The 15,505-nt window shown below is 71.8% G+C and carries 17 protein-coding genes; 5 read left to right on the plus strand and 12 right to left on the minus strand.

Annotated elements, in window-relative coordinates:
* Positions 1 to 223: 223 nt before the first annotated feature.
* Positions 224 to 1,357: an MFS transporter gene (locus ABEA43_RS45490; RefSeq protein ID WP_345572396.1), complete on the plus strand. Its 1,134-nt coding sequence runs from the start codon at positions 224 to 226 to the stop codon at positions 1,355 to 1,357.
* Here the strand turns inward: ABEA43_RS45490 and ABEA43_RS45495 are convergent.
* Positions 1,341 to 2,450, minus strand: coding sequence for an NADP-dependent oxidoreductase (locus tag ABEA43_RS45495; RefSeq protein ID WP_345572293.1), 1,110 nt, complete (start codon positions 2,448 to 2,450; stop codon positions 1,341 to 1,343). The two genes, ABEA43_RS45490 and ABEA43_RS45495, sit on opposite strands and share 17 nt — an antisense overlap.
* Before the next feature lie 103 nt (positions 2,451 to 2,553).
* Between ABEA43_RS45495 and ABEA43_RS45500 the strand changes: the two genes are divergently transcribed.
* Positions 2,554 to 3,120, plus strand: a complete 567-nt coding sequence (locus ABEA43_RS45500; RefSeq protein WP_345572294.1) for a TetR/AcrR family transcriptional regulator — start codon at positions 2,554 to 2,556, stop codon at positions 3,118 to 3,120.
* Between the two features lie 80 nt (positions 3,121 to 3,200).
* Here the strand turns inward: ABEA43_RS45500 and ABEA43_RS45505 are convergent, their stop codons facing one another.
* From ABEA43_RS45505 to ABEA43_RS45525, 5 genes are all read right to left on the minus strand, one after another.
* Positions 3,201 to 5,033 (minus strand): rhamnogalacturonan lyase, encoded by a 1,833-nt coding sequence (locus tag ABEA43_RS45505; RefSeq protein WP_345572295.1) that lies wholly within the window; start codon positions 5,031 to 5,033, stop codon positions 3,201 to 3,203.
* A 497-nt stretch (positions 5,034 to 5,530) separates the two neighbouring features.
* Positions 5,531 to 6,073: an MOSC domain-containing protein gene (locus ABEA43_RS45510; RefSeq protein ID WP_345572296.1), complete on the minus strand. Its 543-nt coding sequence runs from the start codon at positions 6,071 to 6,073 to the stop codon at positions 5,531 to 5,533.
* On the minus strand, positions 6,070 to 6,645 hold the full coding sequence (locus ABEA43_RS45515) for a GNAT family N-acetyltransferase (protein WP_345572297.1): 576 nt from the start codon (positions 6,643 to 6,645) through the stop codon (positions 6,070 to 6,072). Before ABEA43_RS45515 ends, ABEA43_RS45510 begins: the two co-directional genes overlap by 4 nt.
* Before the next feature lie 51 nt (positions 6,646 to 6,696).
* The gene (locus ABEA43_RS45520) at positions 6,697 to 7,215 is read right to left on the minus strand and encodes a MarR family winged helix-turn-helix transcriptional regulator (protein ID WP_345572298.1); all 519 of its coding nucleotides are present in this window, start codon (positions 7,213 to 7,215) and stop codon (positions 6,697 to 6,699) included.
* Between the two features lie 33 nt (positions 7,216 to 7,248).
* Positions 7,249 to 8,913 (minus strand): hypothetical protein, encoded by a 1,665-nt coding sequence (locus ABEA43_RS45525; RefSeq protein ID WP_345572299.1) that lies wholly within the window; start codon positions 8,911 to 8,913, stop codon positions 7,249 to 7,251.
* Positions 8,914 to 9,093: 180 nt separating this feature from the next.
* Here ABEA43_RS45525 and ABEA43_RS45530 point away from each other — a divergent pair, with 180 nt between their 5' ends.
* Complete coding sequence (locus ABEA43_RS45530) at positions 9,094 to 9,258, plus strand: hypothetical protein (protein ID WP_345572300.1); 165 nt, start codon at positions 9,094 to 9,096, stop codon at positions 9,256 to 9,258.
* Here ABEA43_RS45530 and ABEA43_RS45535 read toward each other — a convergent pair.
* The 3 genes from ABEA43_RS45535 to ABEA43_RS45545 all read right to left on the minus strand — a co-directional run bounded on the left by ABEA43_RS45535 (position 9,248) and on the right by ABEA43_RS45545 (position 11,774).
* Complete coding sequence (locus tag ABEA43_RS45535) at positions 9,248 to 10,909, minus strand: NAD-dependent malic enzyme (RefSeq protein WP_345572301.1); 1,662 nt, start codon at positions 10,907 to 10,909, stop codon at positions 9,248 to 9,250. The two genes, ABEA43_RS45530 and ABEA43_RS45535, sit on opposite strands and share 11 nt — an antisense overlap.
* A 125-nt stretch (positions 10,910 to 11,034) precedes the next feature.
* Positions 11,035 to 11,577, minus strand: a complete 543-nt coding sequence (locus ABEA43_RS45540) for an MFS transporter (RefSeq protein ID WP_345572397.1) — start codon at positions 11,575 to 11,577, stop codon at positions 11,035 to 11,037.
* Positions 11,463 to 11,774 carry a hypothetical protein gene (locus ABEA43_RS45545; protein WP_345572302.1) on the minus strand — a complete coding sequence of 104 codons (312 nt, stop codon included), beginning with the start codon at positions 11,772 to 11,774 and terminating at the stop codon, positions 11,463 to 11,465. The genes ABEA43_RS45540 and ABEA43_RS45545 overlap by 115 nt, the downstream gene beginning before the upstream one ends.
* A 1-nt stretch (position 11,775) precedes the next feature.
* On the opposite strand from ABEA43_RS45545, the gene ABEA43_RS45550 reads away from it, so the two are divergent.
* Entirely contained in the window at positions 11,776 to 11,904 is a 129-nt protein-coding gene (locus tag ABEA43_RS45550; protein WP_345572303.1) for a hypothetical protein, read from the plus strand.
* Between the two features lie 47 nt (positions 11,905 to 11,951).
* Positions 11,952 to 13,037: a serine hydrolase domain-containing protein gene (locus tag ABEA43_RS45555; RefSeq protein WP_345572304.1), complete on the plus strand. Its 1,086-nt coding sequence runs from the start codon at positions 11,952 to 11,954 to the stop codon at positions 13,035 to 13,037.
* Positions 13,038 to 13,055: 18 nt separating this feature from the next.
* Here the strand turns inward: ABEA43_RS45555 and ABEA43_RS45560 are convergent, their stop codons facing one another.
* The 3 genes from ABEA43_RS45560 to ABEA43_RS45570 all read right to left on the minus strand — a co-directional run bounded on the left by ABEA43_RS45560 (position 13,056) and on the right by ABEA43_RS45570 (position 15,478).
* The gene (locus tag ABEA43_RS45560; protein WP_345572305.1) at positions 13,056 to 13,499 is read right to left on the minus strand and encodes a phosphatase domain-containing protein; all 444 of its coding nucleotides are present in this window, start codon (positions 13,497 to 13,499) and stop codon (positions 13,056 to 13,058) included.
* Positions 13,496 to 14,314 (minus strand): CGNR zinc finger domain-containing protein, encoded by an 819-nt coding sequence (locus ABEA43_RS45565; protein WP_345572306.1) that lies wholly within the window; start codon positions 14,312 to 14,314, stop codon positions 13,496 to 13,498. Before ABEA43_RS45565 ends, ABEA43_RS45560 begins: the two co-directional genes overlap by 4 nt.
* Before the next feature lie 351 nt (positions 14,315 to 14,665).
* On the minus strand, positions 14,666 to 15,478 hold the full coding sequence (locus tag ABEA43_RS45570; RefSeq protein ID WP_345572307.1) for a helix-turn-helix domain-containing protein: 813 nt from the start codon (positions 15,476 to 15,478) through the stop codon (positions 14,666 to 14,668).
* Positions 15,479 to 15,505 lie beyond the last annotated feature (27 nt).

The raw sequence follows: 15,505 nt of genomic DNA on the forward strand, positions 1-15,505 counted from the left end.
CGCCGTCCCCGGCCGATCGGACGGGCCCACGGTCGGTCGGTCGGACGGACGGACGCCTCGTTTCGGGGATGGTCTCGTCCGAAACCTGCCGGTGTGTGCGGTTCCATCGCTGCTTGGCTGGTCCTCGTTCCCCTGTACCTCTGCCTGAACGGGACCCATGCCGACCACCACGCTGCCCCGACCGCGCTCGCCACTCATCGGCAGGCTCGCGGTCGTGTCACTCATGCTGAGCATCTTCGCCATCGTCACCAGCGAGATCCTGCCCATCGGCCTGCTGACCGACATCGGTGCCGATTTCGGCATCTCCGATGGCACCACGGGGCTGACCATGACGCTGCCCGGCGTCGTCGCCGCGATCGCCGCGCCGGCCGTCACGGTGGCCACCGCGCGGGTGGACCGCCGGGTGATGCTGTGCCTGCTCATGGCCGTGCTCGCCGCGGCCGACGTGCTGGCGGCCGTCGCAGGCTCGTACGAGGTCGTGCTGGTCTCCAGGGTGCTGGTCGGTCTCACCATCGGCGGCTTCTGGTCGATCGGGGCCGGGCTGGCCGCCCGCCTGGTGCCGCCGCCGGCCGTCGGCACCGCCACCGCGGTGATCTTCTCCGCCGTGCCGCTGGGGTCCGTGCTGGGCGTGCCGGCGGGCACGTTCGTCGGCCACCTCGCCGGGTGGCGGGCCGCGTTCCTCGTCCTGGCCGGGCTGGCCGTGCTCGTCCTGGCCGCCCTGGTGATCCTGCTGCCGCCGCTGCCCGCCGAGCAGGTCACGAGCCCGCGCGTCCTGCTCGCCGTGCTACGCCGCGCCGGTACGAGGACCGCTCTGCTGGCCACCTTTCTCATCGTGCTGGCCCATTTCGGCACGTACACCTATGTCACGCCGTTCCTCCAGCACGTCACCCATCTGCCGCCCGCGGCGGTCGGCGCGGTTCTGCTCGCGTACGGCGTCGCCGGGATCGCCGGGAACTTCCTCACGGGCAAGGTCATCGCCGTCAGCCTGCGGCATGCGTTCGTGGCGAACGGCTGCCTGATCGCGGCCGCCACGCTGCTGCTGCCCGTGGCCGGCGGCAGCCCGGCCGGCGCCGTCGTGCTGCTCGTGCTCTGGGGGCTGGCCTACGGCGGGGTCCCCGTCTGTTCGCAGGCGTGGTTCATGAGTGCCGCTCCGGACGCGCCCGAGGCGGCCACGGTCGTCTTCACCTCGTCGTTCCAGGCGACTTTCGCTCTGGGCGCGTTCCTCGGCGGGGGTGTCGTGGACGCCTTCTCGGTCTCCACCGTGATGATCTGCGGGGGGCTGACCGCGGCTCTCATGGCGGCCTGGCTGTGGATACACAGCAGGCCGGGGTCTGGCTCCGTCAAGGGCGGGCGGTGAGGGTGATCTTGCCTTGGCGGGGTCCCTGTGCGGCGGCCGCGTGCGCTTCTGCGGCCCTGATCATGGGGAACACCGCCTGTACGGGGATGCGGAAGCGGCCCTGTTCGCTGAGCGCGGCGGCTTGGGCGAGCCCGTGCCACCCGTCCGGCTCGCCGGCCAGCGCGCCGCGCGACAGGCCGACGCCGAGTCGCGGGCCGGTGAAGTCGGCGAGGGTGAGGACGGCGGCCGGCGTACCGGTGATCGCGATGAGCTCGGGAAGCGAGCCGGCGCCTGCGACGTCCAACGCGAGATCGATCCCGGCGACGGCCGACGGCCGGTCCTCCCGGGCGACGTCCGACGCGAGATCGACTTCGGCGACGGCCGATACGGGATCCACCCGGGCAACGTCCGATGCCGAATCATCCCGGGCGACGTCCGACGGCCGGTCCGCCCGGGCGGCGACCGGCGTGAGAGTGGCCGGTGCGGGCTCGGCACGTCCGAGGGTCAGCGTGCGGATGCGGTCGGCGAGCCCGGGGCCGTAGGCGACCGGGACGGCGCCCAGCCGGGCGATGAAGGCGTGGTTCTCCGGGCGGGCGGTGCCGATCACGCGGGCGCCGCGGGCGATCGCGAACTGGACGACGACGCTTCCCACCCCACCGGCGGCGCCCTCGACCAGGAGCGTCACCCCCGGCCGGACGCCGAGCCGATCGAGCGCCCTCGTGGCGGTCTCGATGCTCGTGCCGCCCGCGCCGGCCTGCGTCCACGGCATCGCGGGTGGCTTCGCGGCCCAGAGCTTCAGTACGGCGTACTCGGCGCTCGCCCCGCCCAGCCGCGCGACGTCGACCGTACCGAAGACCTCCTCCCCCACCGCGGCCCCCGTGACGCCCGCACCGACCTCGTCGATCACCCCGGCGGCGTCGACGCCGGGGATGTGCGGCAGCGGGAGCCGGTCACGCGACGGCGACGAGCCGGATCGCAGCGCGAGGTCGACCGGGGCGACCCCGGCGGCCTCGACCCTGATCCGCACCTCGCCGGGACCCGCGTGCGGCTCGGGGAACGGGCCGGTCGTGAGCACCTCCGGCGGACCGAAACGGCCGAACTGAACTGCGAACATGATCACCTCTCGGGGCTGAGCTGCCGGGACCGCGCACTACGGTAGGCGGAGAAAAGGGATCGGCTGCTGCGGATCGCCCGAAGTGAGAGGGGTGCGGACGACAGTGACTCGGAACACCCGGACCGACGCCACGCACAACCGGCGCCGCATCGTGACGGTCGCGCGGGCCGCGTTCGCCGCGGACGGGCTGGAGGTGCCGATGCGCGAGATCGCCCGGCGGGCCGGGCTGGGCGTCGCGACGCTCTACCGGCACTTCCCCTCGCGGCCGGATCTCATCGGCGCCGTGCTCGCCGAGCAGGTGGCCGTCTGCGGTGCGGAGATGCGGGCCGCGCTGGACGACCCGGACCCCTGGCGGGCGCTGCGCGGCACCATCCACCGCTTCTCCGAGCACCAGGTACGCGACCGGAGACTGAACGAGGCGCTGTTCGGCTCGCACGCGGCGGCGCTCCCGTTCGCCGGGCAGCGCCGCGCGCACGCGAAGGGGTTCGAGCGGCTGGTCGAGCGGGCCCGCAGCGCGGGCGTGGTGCGCCGGGACCTGTCGGTCGAGGACGTGCGGACCGGCCTGATGGCGATCTCCTCGTTCCGCACGCTCCCGCCCGAGACCGCGGCCACGGCGGTCCGGCGGCTGGCGGACCTGCTGCTCGCCGGCATGGCGGCCCCGCGCGCCTGAGCCGTACGACGCTCCGGGGCCGAAGCGGAAACAGGGCCGTGGCGGAACGGGGGCGCCGCCCGCGCACGGCCCCGGGGCGGTCAGCGGACGTAGATGTTCGGCCTGGCCGGGGTGGGCATGCCGTCGCCGATGTAGAAGCTCGTGTGCGGCGGCTGGTTATAGGCGGTGTTCTGCCAGGCGATCGACACGCGGTAGAGCGGGTCGTGCATCAGCGTGTAGAGGCGGCGGTCCGTCGGCGTGGGCGTGGCGTAGATCCGCAGCGCCCGGTTGTCGCTGGTGGGCCAGACGACCTCCTCGCGCCAGTCGCCGAACAGGTCTCCCGACAGCGACGGGGTCGCCTTGGTGCCGTTGTTGGAGTGCACGCCCGACGCGGTCAGCAGCCGGGTGTCCGAGCTGGTGCCGTACTTGTCGATCCTGGTCTGGTCGAGCAGTTCCCTGACGGGGTCGGCGTCCCACCAAGCCAGGAAGTTGACCGAGGACGGCTTGCGGCCGGCCGTGTTGCCGGTGACGCTGCGCAGGTTCGCGTCCGCGGCCGACCAGAACTCCGAGGCGACCCGGACGGTCGAGATGTCACCGGCCACGCCGCGGCCGTTGTCGGAGCCCGAGGGCGTCTGCCAGAGGATCTGGCCGGTGCGCGGGTCGATGTAGAGCGAGCCGGGCTGGCTGGTGGACTCGCTGACCTTGAAGTACTCCAGGCCGGCCCTGGCCGGGTCGAAGTCCCCCAGGTGCTGGGCGTCGCCGTGGCCGGTGCGGGTGCTCCACAGGCCGGTGCCGTTGTCGTTCACGGTCATGGCGCCGTACACGATCTCGTCGCGGCCGTCGGCGTCGACGTCGCCGACGGACAGGCTGTGGCTGCCCTGCCCGGCGTACTGCGAGCCCGCCGAGTTGCTGTCGAACGTCCACCGCTTGGTCAGGGTGCCGTTGCGGAAGTCCCAGGCGGCGATCACGGAGCGGGTGTAGTAGCCGCGCGCCATGATGAGCGAGGGGCGCTCGCCGTCCAGGTACGCCGTCCCGGCCAGGAAGCGGTCCACCCGGTTGCCGTAGCTGTCGCCCCAGGAGGAGACGGTGCCGCGCGGCGGATCGTAGGAGACCGTGGACAGGGCCGCGCCGCTCAGGCCGCTGAACATGGTCAGGTATTCGGGGCCCGACAGGACGTACCCGCTGGAGTTGCGGTGGTCGGCGCTCGAACTGCCGATCAGCGTGCCGGCGCCGTCCCTGGTGCCGTCGGCGGTCTTCATGGCGACCTCGGCGCGGCCGTCGCCGTCGTAGTCGTAGACCTGGAACTGGGTGTAGTGGGCGCCGGCGCGGATGTTGCGGCCCAGGTCGATGCGCCACAGGCGGGTGCCGTTCAGCCGGTACGCGTCCACGAACACGTTGCCGGTGTAGCCCGACTGGGAGTTGTCCTTGGCGTTGGACGGATCCCACTTGAGCACGATCTCGTACTGGCCGTCACCGTCGACGTCGCCCACGCTCGCGTCGTTGGCGCTGTAGGTGTACGCGACCCCGTCCGGAGTCGTCCCGCCCGACGGCGGCTGGATCGGGACGTCCAGGTACGAGCCGCCGGTGAAGCGCAAGGAGGCGGGCGAGGCGGCCTGCTCGGCTCCGCCGGACACCGCCCTGACCGTGTACGCGGCGTCGGCGGCGGCGCCGTTGTCGAGGAAGTTGGTCGAGGTCGTCAGGCCGGTCGCGACCCTGGTGGAGCCCCTGTAGACGTTGAAGGAGACGCCGTCGGGATCGGTGCCGAGCAGCCGCCAGGACACGAGGTTGCCCGAGCCGGACCGGACGCTGATCAGCCCGCGGTCCAGGTCCTCCATCTGCTTGGTCGGCGGGGCCGCCTGGGCGGGGGCGCCGATGGTCACGGTGGCCGCCGCCAGGGCGAGGGCTACGGCCGCGCCGGCCTTTCTTAACCGCATCGCGGGGTCCTTTCTGCGGGGTTGTCGAAATGCGTGGCAACTATCTCCGGTAAGCGCTTTCCCGATGGGCAAAAAGAAAGTTTCATCGGCTTCGTCGAACGCCTGTTAGCGCTAACGCCGTTGCGCCGGCAAAGCGTGTGCGCACGACGTGCGGGTACGGTCATTTGCTCTCCCAGCCGGGTACGGGGGTGTGGCCGGCAGGTCTCCGGCGTATTAAAGCGTCCGCACAACCGGGCCGCAAGCGTTTGCGGGATCCTGCTTTTTGGGTGGCGGGTGTCGTGCGGGAGATCCTTACTCGGGGCTTGACAACGGCGGGCCGGTCGGGCTTTATCGTGAATGGCCGGGCGCCAGCTCATGAGAGGCCCTGCGGGCGGATTTCACGCCGTCGGAGGTGCCGGATCGCACGTGGAGACGAGTCGGGGCGGGCGGATGTGCTCGGTGAGGCCGACGCCGTGCGAGCCGGCGACCTCTCGTGCGGCACCGGCGGAGCCTGGGTGTCAGACGCGGTCGAGGGGGTGGTGTGGCTCGGCCGGGAGCTGCGCCGTGATCGCGTCGCCGGGGCGCACGACGCCGCCCTGCCGGACGACGCTCATGACGCCGGCCTTACGTACCAGGTTCCCGGCCTCGTCGCGGCCGACGACCTGCTTGAGCAGGCCGCCCTGGAAGATGTCGATCTGCACGCACGGGTTGCGCAGCCCGGTCAGCTCTACCACGGCCTCCTCGCCGATGTGCAGCAGCGTGCCGACCGGCAGGGCGAGCAGGTCGATGTCGCGGGTGGTGATGTTCTCGCCGAGCTCGCCGGGCCCGACGGTGAAGCCCGCCTCGCCCACTTCGGCGAACAGCTCCTCGTGGATGAGGTGCACCTGGCGCAGGTTCGGCTGGGTGGGGTCCTGGGCGACCCGGGAGCGGTGCTTGACCGTCACGCCCGCGTGCACGTCCCCTTCGACGCCGAGGCCGGTGAGCAGGGTGATGCTTTCCCGGTTCGGCTTGGTGAAGGAGTATTCGCCGTTGCTGCTGACCGCGGTGACCGTACCGTTCATCCTGCTTTGCCCCCTGATGTGCCCTTGACCCGCTCGGAGCTTATCGAAGCGCGGGTGTAGACCACGACGTCGGCGTCCGGCCCGGTCAGGCGCTGCCAGCCGAGGCGTTCGTAGAGCCTGATCGCGTCGTGCGCGTCCGGCGCCGTGAGCAGCCAGCAATCGGGGGCGCCGGCGCAGAGCAGGCCGAGGATGCGCGCCGCCAGCCCTCGCCCGCGGGCGTACGGGCTGACCGCGAGCTCGTCGACCTCCAGCGCCCCGGTCAGCCGCGCTTCCGTCTGATCCCCGAGCTGACGGCGTACCCGGTCGTAGGAGCGGCCCGTGGGGAACGGGCTGAGGGTCGGCCAGGCCGTGCCGAATCCGGCGGGTTCGCCGTCCTGGCCGGCGAGCACCGCGACGAAGCCGGGGCGGCGGGCGTCCGCGGTCAGGCGCTCGGCGAAGGCCGCGACGCCGTGATCGTCCTCGAACCAGGGCGGGCCGCTGAACGAGGCGCGGTAGACCTCGATCAGTTCGGCGGCGCGGTCGAGGGCTTCGGCGCCGCTGAGCCGTTCCAGATTACTATCTACATGCGGCATGACAGTGACGATAGGGCGCCTTTCCATCACTGGTCAACTCGCAATAGGCAGTTATGATCGCTGGCGCTTGCGGGGGGCGGCGGAGCGGGGCGGCCGGGCGCGCATGTGATCGCGTACGCGGGTCATGATGTCGCCGAGGTGGCGCACGTCGTCATCCGTCAGGGGGTCGAACAGCAGGCGGCGGGAGACCTCGACGTGGCCGGGCAGGACGCGGGCGACGAGGGCCCGACCCGCGCCGGTGAGGGTGACCAGGGTGGCGCGGTCGTCGTCGGGCGCGGGGCCGCGGGTGATGAGGCCGGCCTTCTCCAGCAGGCCCGCCTGGTAGGTCAGGCCGCTGCGGCTGTAGACGACGCCGTCGGCCAGGTCGGTCATGGTCAGCGGGCCGGGGCCATGGGCGAGGCGGGCCAGGAGCTGGAACTGCACGTAACTGATGTCGCCTTCGGCGCGCAGCTGCTGTTCGACCTGGTGCTGGAGCAGGCTGACGGCTTCCATGAGCGCGAAGTAGGTGCCCAGTTGCTCCGGCTGGAGTGGCTGAACTGGCCGTACGTCGTCGGAGTGGGTGTCGGTCACCCTCTTACCGTACCTGTTTCGAATTCGCAGCACCTAGAGCTGGATGATGTCGTAGTGGTCGAGGCGGTCGACGGTCAGCGTCAGCTTGCCGTGCCGGCAGGAGAACGCCGGCGACTTCGCCTGCGGGAAGTCCGGCGAGATCAACGAGACACGGCGCGGGCAGGAGCCCAGGTCGGCCTGCACGCTGAACCCTGTCTGGGGCACGATGCCCTGGTCGTAATTGTGGTTGACGAGGTGGATGGAGCGCTTGCCGGTGCCGCGCTGCACGAGCAGGCTCGCCGCGACTCCGGCCGCACCGGCCCGCACCGGCTGGGCGCCGATCTCGTTGTCCTTGAAGATCGCGCGATGGTCCTTGTAGAAGCGGGTGTAGGTGGTGAAGAAGTCCATCATTCCGAGGTCCGTCGCGGTCGGGCTGCCGACCGTGTCCTTGAGGTGGAAGGCGGGGAAGATGCCGTTCGCGTACGCCTCGGCCCCGAAGATCCGCCAATAGTCCTGCTTCTCCCGCAGCGGCAGGTTCAGGTAGTCGGTCATCATGTCGTTCGGCCAGTCGATGAACACGACGACCGGCACCTGGCCCGCGATCCGGGCGTTCTGCTCCTTCAGGTAGCGGTACTGCGACTGCAGCGACTTGGCGCCGTCGAGGTGGCCGCCGTCCACCGGCACGTAGTCGGCGCCGCGGAAGTCGGGCGTCTGCTCGTCCGGGTTCCACGGGTACATGCCGACGCTGTTGACGTCCACGTAGGGCCACAGCCCGTTCGAGGAGATGAGGATGCCGCGGTGCCGGGTGCGCCGGGCGTACGCCCGCATCTCGTCGACGATCTCCTTCCAGTACCGGCGGATGTACGTGGCGGTGAACGACGTGTCCTCGGCGTACATGCGGTTGGCGACCACCCGGCCCCACTCGGGGGCGAGCGGGTTCGCCGCGTTCACGGGGTCGCGGTTCCAGCCGCCGGCCCGCAAGTGATCGCGGTAGTTGAAGTTGGCCGTCAGGTCGCCGGGCGGCACGTCGCGCCGGAGGATGTTGCCGTCGGTCATGCCGAAGCGCGACTTCCAGTCCGCGGCGGTGAACGCCGGATATTTCGCCAGCAGGTAGCGGTTGAAGTCGGCGATCGCGTAGTCGTCGAAGCCCTCGTTGCCGTTGAAGCCGTATTTCGACCCGCCGCTGAATCCGGCGTTGATCTCGTCGAAGTTGAGCCCGTCGACGCCGCCGTCGACCTGGATCCGTGCCCAGGAGAGGAGGTATTCGCGGTACTTGGGGTTGAACAGGTTGCCCCGCCGGGCCGGCTCAGGGAAGCCGAATTCGTCGTGGGGCACCGGATCGCCGTCCGCGTCGCGCGTCGACATGTCGTCGAAGATCTCGGCGGTGGCGAAGTCCTCCGGGAAGATCACGCTCGCCGTGCCGCTGCCCATGAAGGTGATGCCCTTGGCGTGGTAGCGGTCGATCTGCGCGAAGTCGTAGTCCGCCGCCTCGTCCCCCGCCGTGGACCACTTCCCGATCGCGCGGATGGTGGTGTCCGGGTCGAGCTCGTAGACCTGCGGGTCCTCCTCCCGCACGTCCGACTGGCTGAACCCGTAGACGACGAAGTCCCCCGCCCTGGACGGGCTTCCGGCGGCACCGACGGCCGGCGGTCCCGACGCCACGAGCGCCACCGCCACGATGCCCGCTGACCAGCGCCGTACCCCAGATCGCCGTGGCATCGCGTCCCCCTGGGAGCTTCGGTGCTGCTGATCGGCAGATTTTCGAAAGCGTATGCCCGGGTCCCCGATATGGGAAGCGCCCAAAGGCTCCGTGCCTAGGACGACAGACGGAACGCGACCGGGCCCGCAGACCCAGGCGCCCGCCTGGCCGCGCTGGCCGCCGACGCCGGGGTACGCCGGGTGACGCTGCTGTGGAACGGGCAACCTGGGCCCGTGGAGGAGGCGTTCGAGGACGGCGACGTCGAATGGACGCGCATCCAGCCGACGGACTTCATGAGCAACACGCTCGGCTGGGCCCCGGACATCCGCCAGGACGGGCAGGTCAACGGCCGCCTCAGCCGCTGACCGGAGGGTAGGCGGGCTGCCACATCGCGTCCTGCACCCGCTGGACGAGGTTCCCCGGCTCGGCGCGGGCCAGGCCCTCCTCGGCCGCCTGCCCGGCCACCGCGACCGCCACCGTGGCCGAGACCGCCCGCAGGTTCTCCACCTGCGGCAGCAGCGGCGCGCCCGGGGCGGAGACGTCCACCATCCCGCCCACCGCCTCGGCCGCGGCCCGCAGCATCCCGTCGCTGATCCGCCGCGCCCGCGCCACGATCGCGCCGAGCCCCAGACCTGGATACAGCAGGGCGTTGTTCGCCTGGGCGATGTCGTGGGTGACGCCGTCATGGACGATCGGATCGACCGGGATGCCCGTGGCCACCAGGGCACGGCCGTCGGTCCAGCGGAGGAGGTCCGCGGGCATCGCCTCGATCCGGTCCGTCGGGTTCGAGATCGGGAAGATGACGGGCCGGTCCACGCCGGCCGCCATCGACCGCACGATCTCCTCCGTGAAAGCGCCGTGCGCCGTCGAGGTGCCGAGCAGCATCGTCGGCTTGACCCGCTTGACGACCTCGCCGAGCCCGATGCCGGCCGCGCCCCGGTCCCAGCCGGAGACCTCGGCGGACGGCCGGGCGTACAGGGCCTGGAAGTCCCGCAGATCCGGCATGTCGTCGATCAGCAGGCCCTGCTTGTCGACCGCCCAGATCCGCCGCACGGCCTCCTCCTGGTCCAGACCGTCGCGGACCATCGCGTCCCGCAGCTGGTCGGCGACGCCCACGCCCGCCGTACCCGCCCCGAACACGACGATCCGCTGCTCGCGCAGCGGCGTCTGCGCCACCTGGCAGGCGCCCAGCACCGCCGCCAGCACGATCGCGCCCGTCCCCTGCATGTCGTCGTTGAACGTCGGCAGCGCGTCCGCATACCTCCGCAGGATGCGCCGCGCGTTCGACGGCCCGAAGTCCTCCCAGTGCAGCATGGCCTCGGGGAACAACCTGCTGATCGCCGACACGAAAGCGTCGATGAACTCGTCGTACCGCGCCCCGCGCACCCGGGCATGCCGCTCCCCCACGTAGAACGGATCGTTGAGCAGCGATGCGTTGTCGGTCCCCACGTCCAGCGCCACCGGGACGACCCGGCCGGGATCGATCCCCGCCGCGGCCGTGTAGACCGCCAGCTTCCCGACCGCGATGCCGGCGCCGCCCCCCACGCCCCAGTCCCCGATGCCCAGGATCTCCTCGGCGTCGGACGCGACGACCAGGTCCACGTCGTCGGCGCCGAGGCCGAAGTTGCGGAATGCGTCCTCGATGCCGGCGACATCGCCGATGGACAGGTACACCCCGCGCGGCCGCCGATATTCATGGCTGTACGCCTTGATCGCCTCGGCGACCGTCGGGTCGTACACGATCGGCAGCATCTCCCGCAGATGGTCGCCCAGGACGCGGAAGAACAGCACCTCGTTGCGGTCCTGCAGCGCGCTCAGGTAGACGTGCTTCAGCAGATCGTCCGGCTGCGCGCGGTACTGCGCGTACGCCCGGCCCGCCTGTGCCTCGATCGTCTCCACCGCCGACGGCAGCAGCCCGGCCAGGCCCAGCGCCTCCCGCTCCGCGCGGCTGAAGGCGGTTCCCTTGTTCCGCAGCGGATCGTCCAGCACCGTCCGGCCGCGATGACTCGTCGACATGCCTGAGCCCTACCCGGACCGCCGCACGCGGAAGTTCAGATCCCGTTCAACGAAACACCCCGAACCGGTCAGCTCAAGCACGACCACCACCTGGGGAAGACCGACGCCGGCACGCCCTTTCGAACTCAGCGAGTTCCAGGCCGGATCGGTGCTGTCCGGCCGGACCGCGGAACGTCTTTTTTGCGCTGCGCGGTGAGCAGCAGGCAGCAGGCGGTGGCCGCGCCGGGGGCCGCCGCCGAGGCCAGGAGCACGGTTCGCATCGCGTCCGCGAAACCGGCGGCGAAGACCTCCTGACCGAGGCGGGCGAAGCGGGCGGCGTCCGCGGGCGTCAGGCCGCCCGGCGGCACGGGCGGGCTGAACTGCCGTGCGCCCGCGACGGCACCTTCGATGAACGGGGTGCGCAGGCCCGCGGGCAGGTGGGCCGCCTGCTGCGCCGCCCCGTCGTGGAGCGCGGAGACGAGGCCGATGACGATCAGGCCGGGCAGCAGGTGCCACGCGCTGCTGTGCGGTCCTGCGGTCAGGACGAGGATCAGCAGCCCGGCGGCGAGCAGGGTCAGGCCCGCCATGAGGACGTACCTGCCGCCGATCTTGTCCGAGAGCCGGCCGGCCCAGGCCGAGCCGATCGCGGTGAGGACGGCGCCGGGCAGCAGGACCAGCCCGGTCTGCAGGGGTGAGTATCCGCGTGCGCCTGCAGATAGAGGACGAGCACCAAGGCGATGCCGATCATGCCGAGCTGGAAGACGAACCCGATCCCGTTGCCGGCCGCGAAGTCGCGCCCGGCGAACAGGCTCAGCGGCATCAGCGGCTCACCGCGCTGGAGGTGCTGCCAGCCGACGAACAGTCCCAGCAGCACGACGCCGGCCACGATGATCGAGGCGATGCTTGGCGGCCAGCAACTGCGCCGGGGAGCCGGCCAGGCCGCACAGGGCCGAGGCGACGGTGAAGGCCGCGGCGCCGGCCAGGAACAGGCGCCGGTACCCGGCAAGCCGATTTAAGCAACTCGTGTTGACTAAGCCCGAATTAGTCAACTACGGTTGCTTGCATGTCAACCAGCTTCCTCCCCCGCGCGAGCCTGCTCGCCCTCGCCCTGACCGTGGCGGGCGCCACCATGACCGCCCCCACCGCCTCCGCCGCCGGCCACGACCGGGGCCACGCCAAGATCCAGCGCGCGCTGGACCGGATCGTGGCCGGCGACGGCGGCCCCGGCATCGTCGCCGAGCTCAGGGCCGGCCACGCCAAGCCCTGGTTCGGCACCGCAGGGGTGGCCGACACGACCACCGGCCGCGAGCGCCGGCCGGGCGAGCACTTCCGCATCGGCAGCTTCACCAAGGCGTTCGTCGGCACGGTCGTCCTGCAGCTGACGGCGGAGGCCAAGCTGAGCCTCGACGACACGGTGGCGAAGTGGCTGCCCGGCGTGGTCGAGGAACACCTCGGCGCGGACGGCGCCAAGATCTCCATCAGGCAGTTGCTCAACCACACCAGCGGGCTCCCCGACGCACTCCCCGGCCAGGAGACCCCCCGCCCCGAAGAGCCCGGCAAGCGCTTCATCTACTCCAAGGTCAACTACACCCTCGCCGGCATGATCGTCGAAGAGGCGACAGGATCGACGATCGCCGACGAGATCCAGCACCGCATCGCCGGCCCGCTGCACCTGACCGGCACGTACCTCCCGGGCGCCGAGAAGACGGTCCGCGAGCCGCACGCCCGCCACTACTCCAAGCAGGACCAGAACGGCCAGGAGACCGCCGTCCACGACGTGACCGAGATCGACGCGGCGTGGGCCGGGGCGGCCGGCGGCATGATCTCGACGACCTCGGACCTGCACGTGTTCCTCAACGCCCTGCTGCGCGGCCGCCTCCTGCCGCCGGCCCAGCAGGAGGAGATGTTCACGACGGTCTCGACGGAGGGCGCGGGCTGGGTCCCGGACACCCGGTACGGTCTCGGCGTCTACTCCCAGAAGCTCCCCTGCGGCGTCACGCTCTGGGGCGGCGGCGGCTTCATCCAGGGCTCGATCTCGTACGCGATGGGCGACCGCCAGGGCACTCACGCGCTGGTGAGCAACCTGAACGGCGACTGGAACGACTTCCAGGCGACCTTCGAGCAGCTTTTCGGGGCACAGTTCTGCTGACTGCCTTTACAAAGTAGATCAGGATGTGGGGAAGCGGGACACCCAGCGCCGCTGCCACGGCGTCTCGATCGCCCGGGGGTGATGGTGCTCCCGGGTCCAGGCGACGGCCTCCGCCGGGGCCAGCCCGGACAGGACCGCGAGGCAGGCGATAACGGTGCCGGTACGTCCCACGCCTCCCCCGCAGGCGACCTCCGCCGCCGCGCCCGCGAGCGCCCGGTCGTGCAGCGCGCGGATGTGCCGGACGGCGGACTCACGGTCGCGGGGCAGCAGGAAGTCGGGCCATTCGACCCAGTCGTGCGCCCAGGCCAGCTCCCCTTCGTGGCGGCGGCGCAGCCGGCCGGACCCCAGGTACAGGCCGTACTCGGGCGCCGGCCCCGGCGGCAGCGGGCGGCGCAGGCCACGCCCGCGGATCCAGGCGCCGTCCGGCAGGCGGACGGCGCCCTCCAGCAACGGGACGCTCACCACGCCACCCCCTCGGGAACGGCGGCGCCGCCACGAAGGCCGTCCGGCGCCACCCCCTCCGGAACGGCGGTGCCACCCAGGAGTCCGTCCAGCGCCACGCCCTCGGGAACGAGGGCGTAGCCCGTGATGCCGTCCAGCGCCACCCCTTCGGGAACGGGGGCGTGGCCCGTGATGCCGTCCAGCGCCACCCCTTCGGGAACGGGGGCGTTGCCCCGGAGGCCGTCCGGCGCCGTATCCGAGTGGTCGGCGCGTGGCGTCTCCCGGCGGCGGGCGCGGTGGTTGGCGACGTTGACGCGGTTGCCGCACAGGTCCGGCGTGCAGTAGCGGCGGCGTCCCGCCCGGCTGGTGTCGACGAACAGGCCGCGGCAACCGGGCGACAGACAGGCGCAGAACCGCTCATGGCCGAGCGCACGGACGACGCCGAGCAGCCCGATGCCGATCAGCGCCGCCAGCTCGCCGGCCAGCGGCGCGCCCGGCGCGGTCGGGACGTACCACTCCAGCCGGCCACCGGGCGCGCAGCGCAGGCCCGGGGTCAGGCCGGCCCGGCCCGCCAGCACCATCGCGCCTGCGACGGCATGCTCCTCCGTGGCGGTCTCCAGGACGACGCGCACCTCCCTGCGCAGGTAGCGCACCTGATCGAGGTCGTCGTCGAGGGGCCGGCGCCCGTCCGTCAGCAGGTCGTGGCCGGCCAGGAAGGCCGCCAGCGCGTCCGTGTCCTGAAGGCCCTCCCCCGCGGCCCGCACGGTGGGCGAGGTGTTGACCAGGTCGGTCGCCACCGCCGCTCCCACGCTGTAGTCGGCAAGAGGAATGATCATGCGCCGCCCTTCGCCTGTAACTGGTATAGCGGGATCATAACCCTTACCAAGGCGACCTGTCGCCGCACCGGACAAACCGGGTGGCCGGTCGCCGAGTGACCGGGTGACCGGGTGGCCGGGTGACCGGCGCCCGCGGATGGCCAAGGCGACGCGCCTCTCGGACGACACCGCGATCGCCCCGGACGAGCGCGCCCGTCGGGCGACACCGCGATCGCCCCGGACGAGGCCAGCCCGTCAGGCCTCCGCGGCGCCCAGATGGCGGACCAGGAGGGCGAGCTGGTCAGCGAAGTGGCCGATGAACTATGTACGGCCATGCCTGGTCACATGGGCCTGCGACACGGCCATCGCCGCTCAGGTCCAGCGGTGCCGCTCCGTCGCGGCGTCGGCGGGGTAGAAGCCTTCGAGCCGCAGCTCCTGAGCCGTGATGTCCTGCGGCGTGCCGACCGTGGTGATCATGGAGAAGTAGCTCGCGGTCACGCCGCCGCTCACGAAGTCGACCGGGATGATCGGCATGATCGTGGAGGTCAGGTCCGGCTCGCGCCACCCGGCCCTGATGCCCGGGCGCGCGAGCACCTCCGCCAGCAGGGCCCTGGTCCCCGCGTCCTGGACGCCGCCGACCGCCTCGCGGTGCACCCGCTGGATGAGGGCGGGGGCGACCTGCTCCCAGTTGGCGACGTGCGGCCGGAGCCCCGCGGGGTCGAACATGAGCCGGACCACATTGGACGGGCCGTCCGCGACCTGGTCGCCGAGCAGGCGGGCGAACATCACCTCGGCGGTGCGGTTGGCCTGGGTGATGTTCCAGTGGCGGTCCATGACCACGGCCGGGTACGGCTCATGGTGGGCCAGCGCCCGCTCCAGCGCGGCCCTGATCGCGGCCATCGCGGGCGCGGCGATGTCGCTCTCGCGGTAGGCGGGGGCGTACCCACCGGCGAGCAGCAGGTCGTTGCGCTCCCGCAGGGGCACCTCCAGCGCGCCCGCCAGCGTGATGATCATCTCGCGGCTCGGCGTCGACCGGCCGCTCTCCACGAAGCTGAGGTGCCGCGGCGAGACCTGGGCGTGGTGGGCCAGGGCGAGCTGGCTCATCCGCCGTACCTGCCGCCAATGGCGCAGCAGCCGGCCCAGCGGACTGTCCGGCCGCCGGGGCCGGAGATCGGGCGTACGCACTCTTGCAAGCTAACCGGCTCCCGCCCC

The sequence above is a fragment of the Nonomuraea rosea genome (assembly GCF_039539705.1).
Classification (GTDB): Bacteria; Actinomycetota; Actinomycetes; order Streptosporangiales; family Streptosporangiaceae; genus Nonomuraea; species Nonomuraea rosea.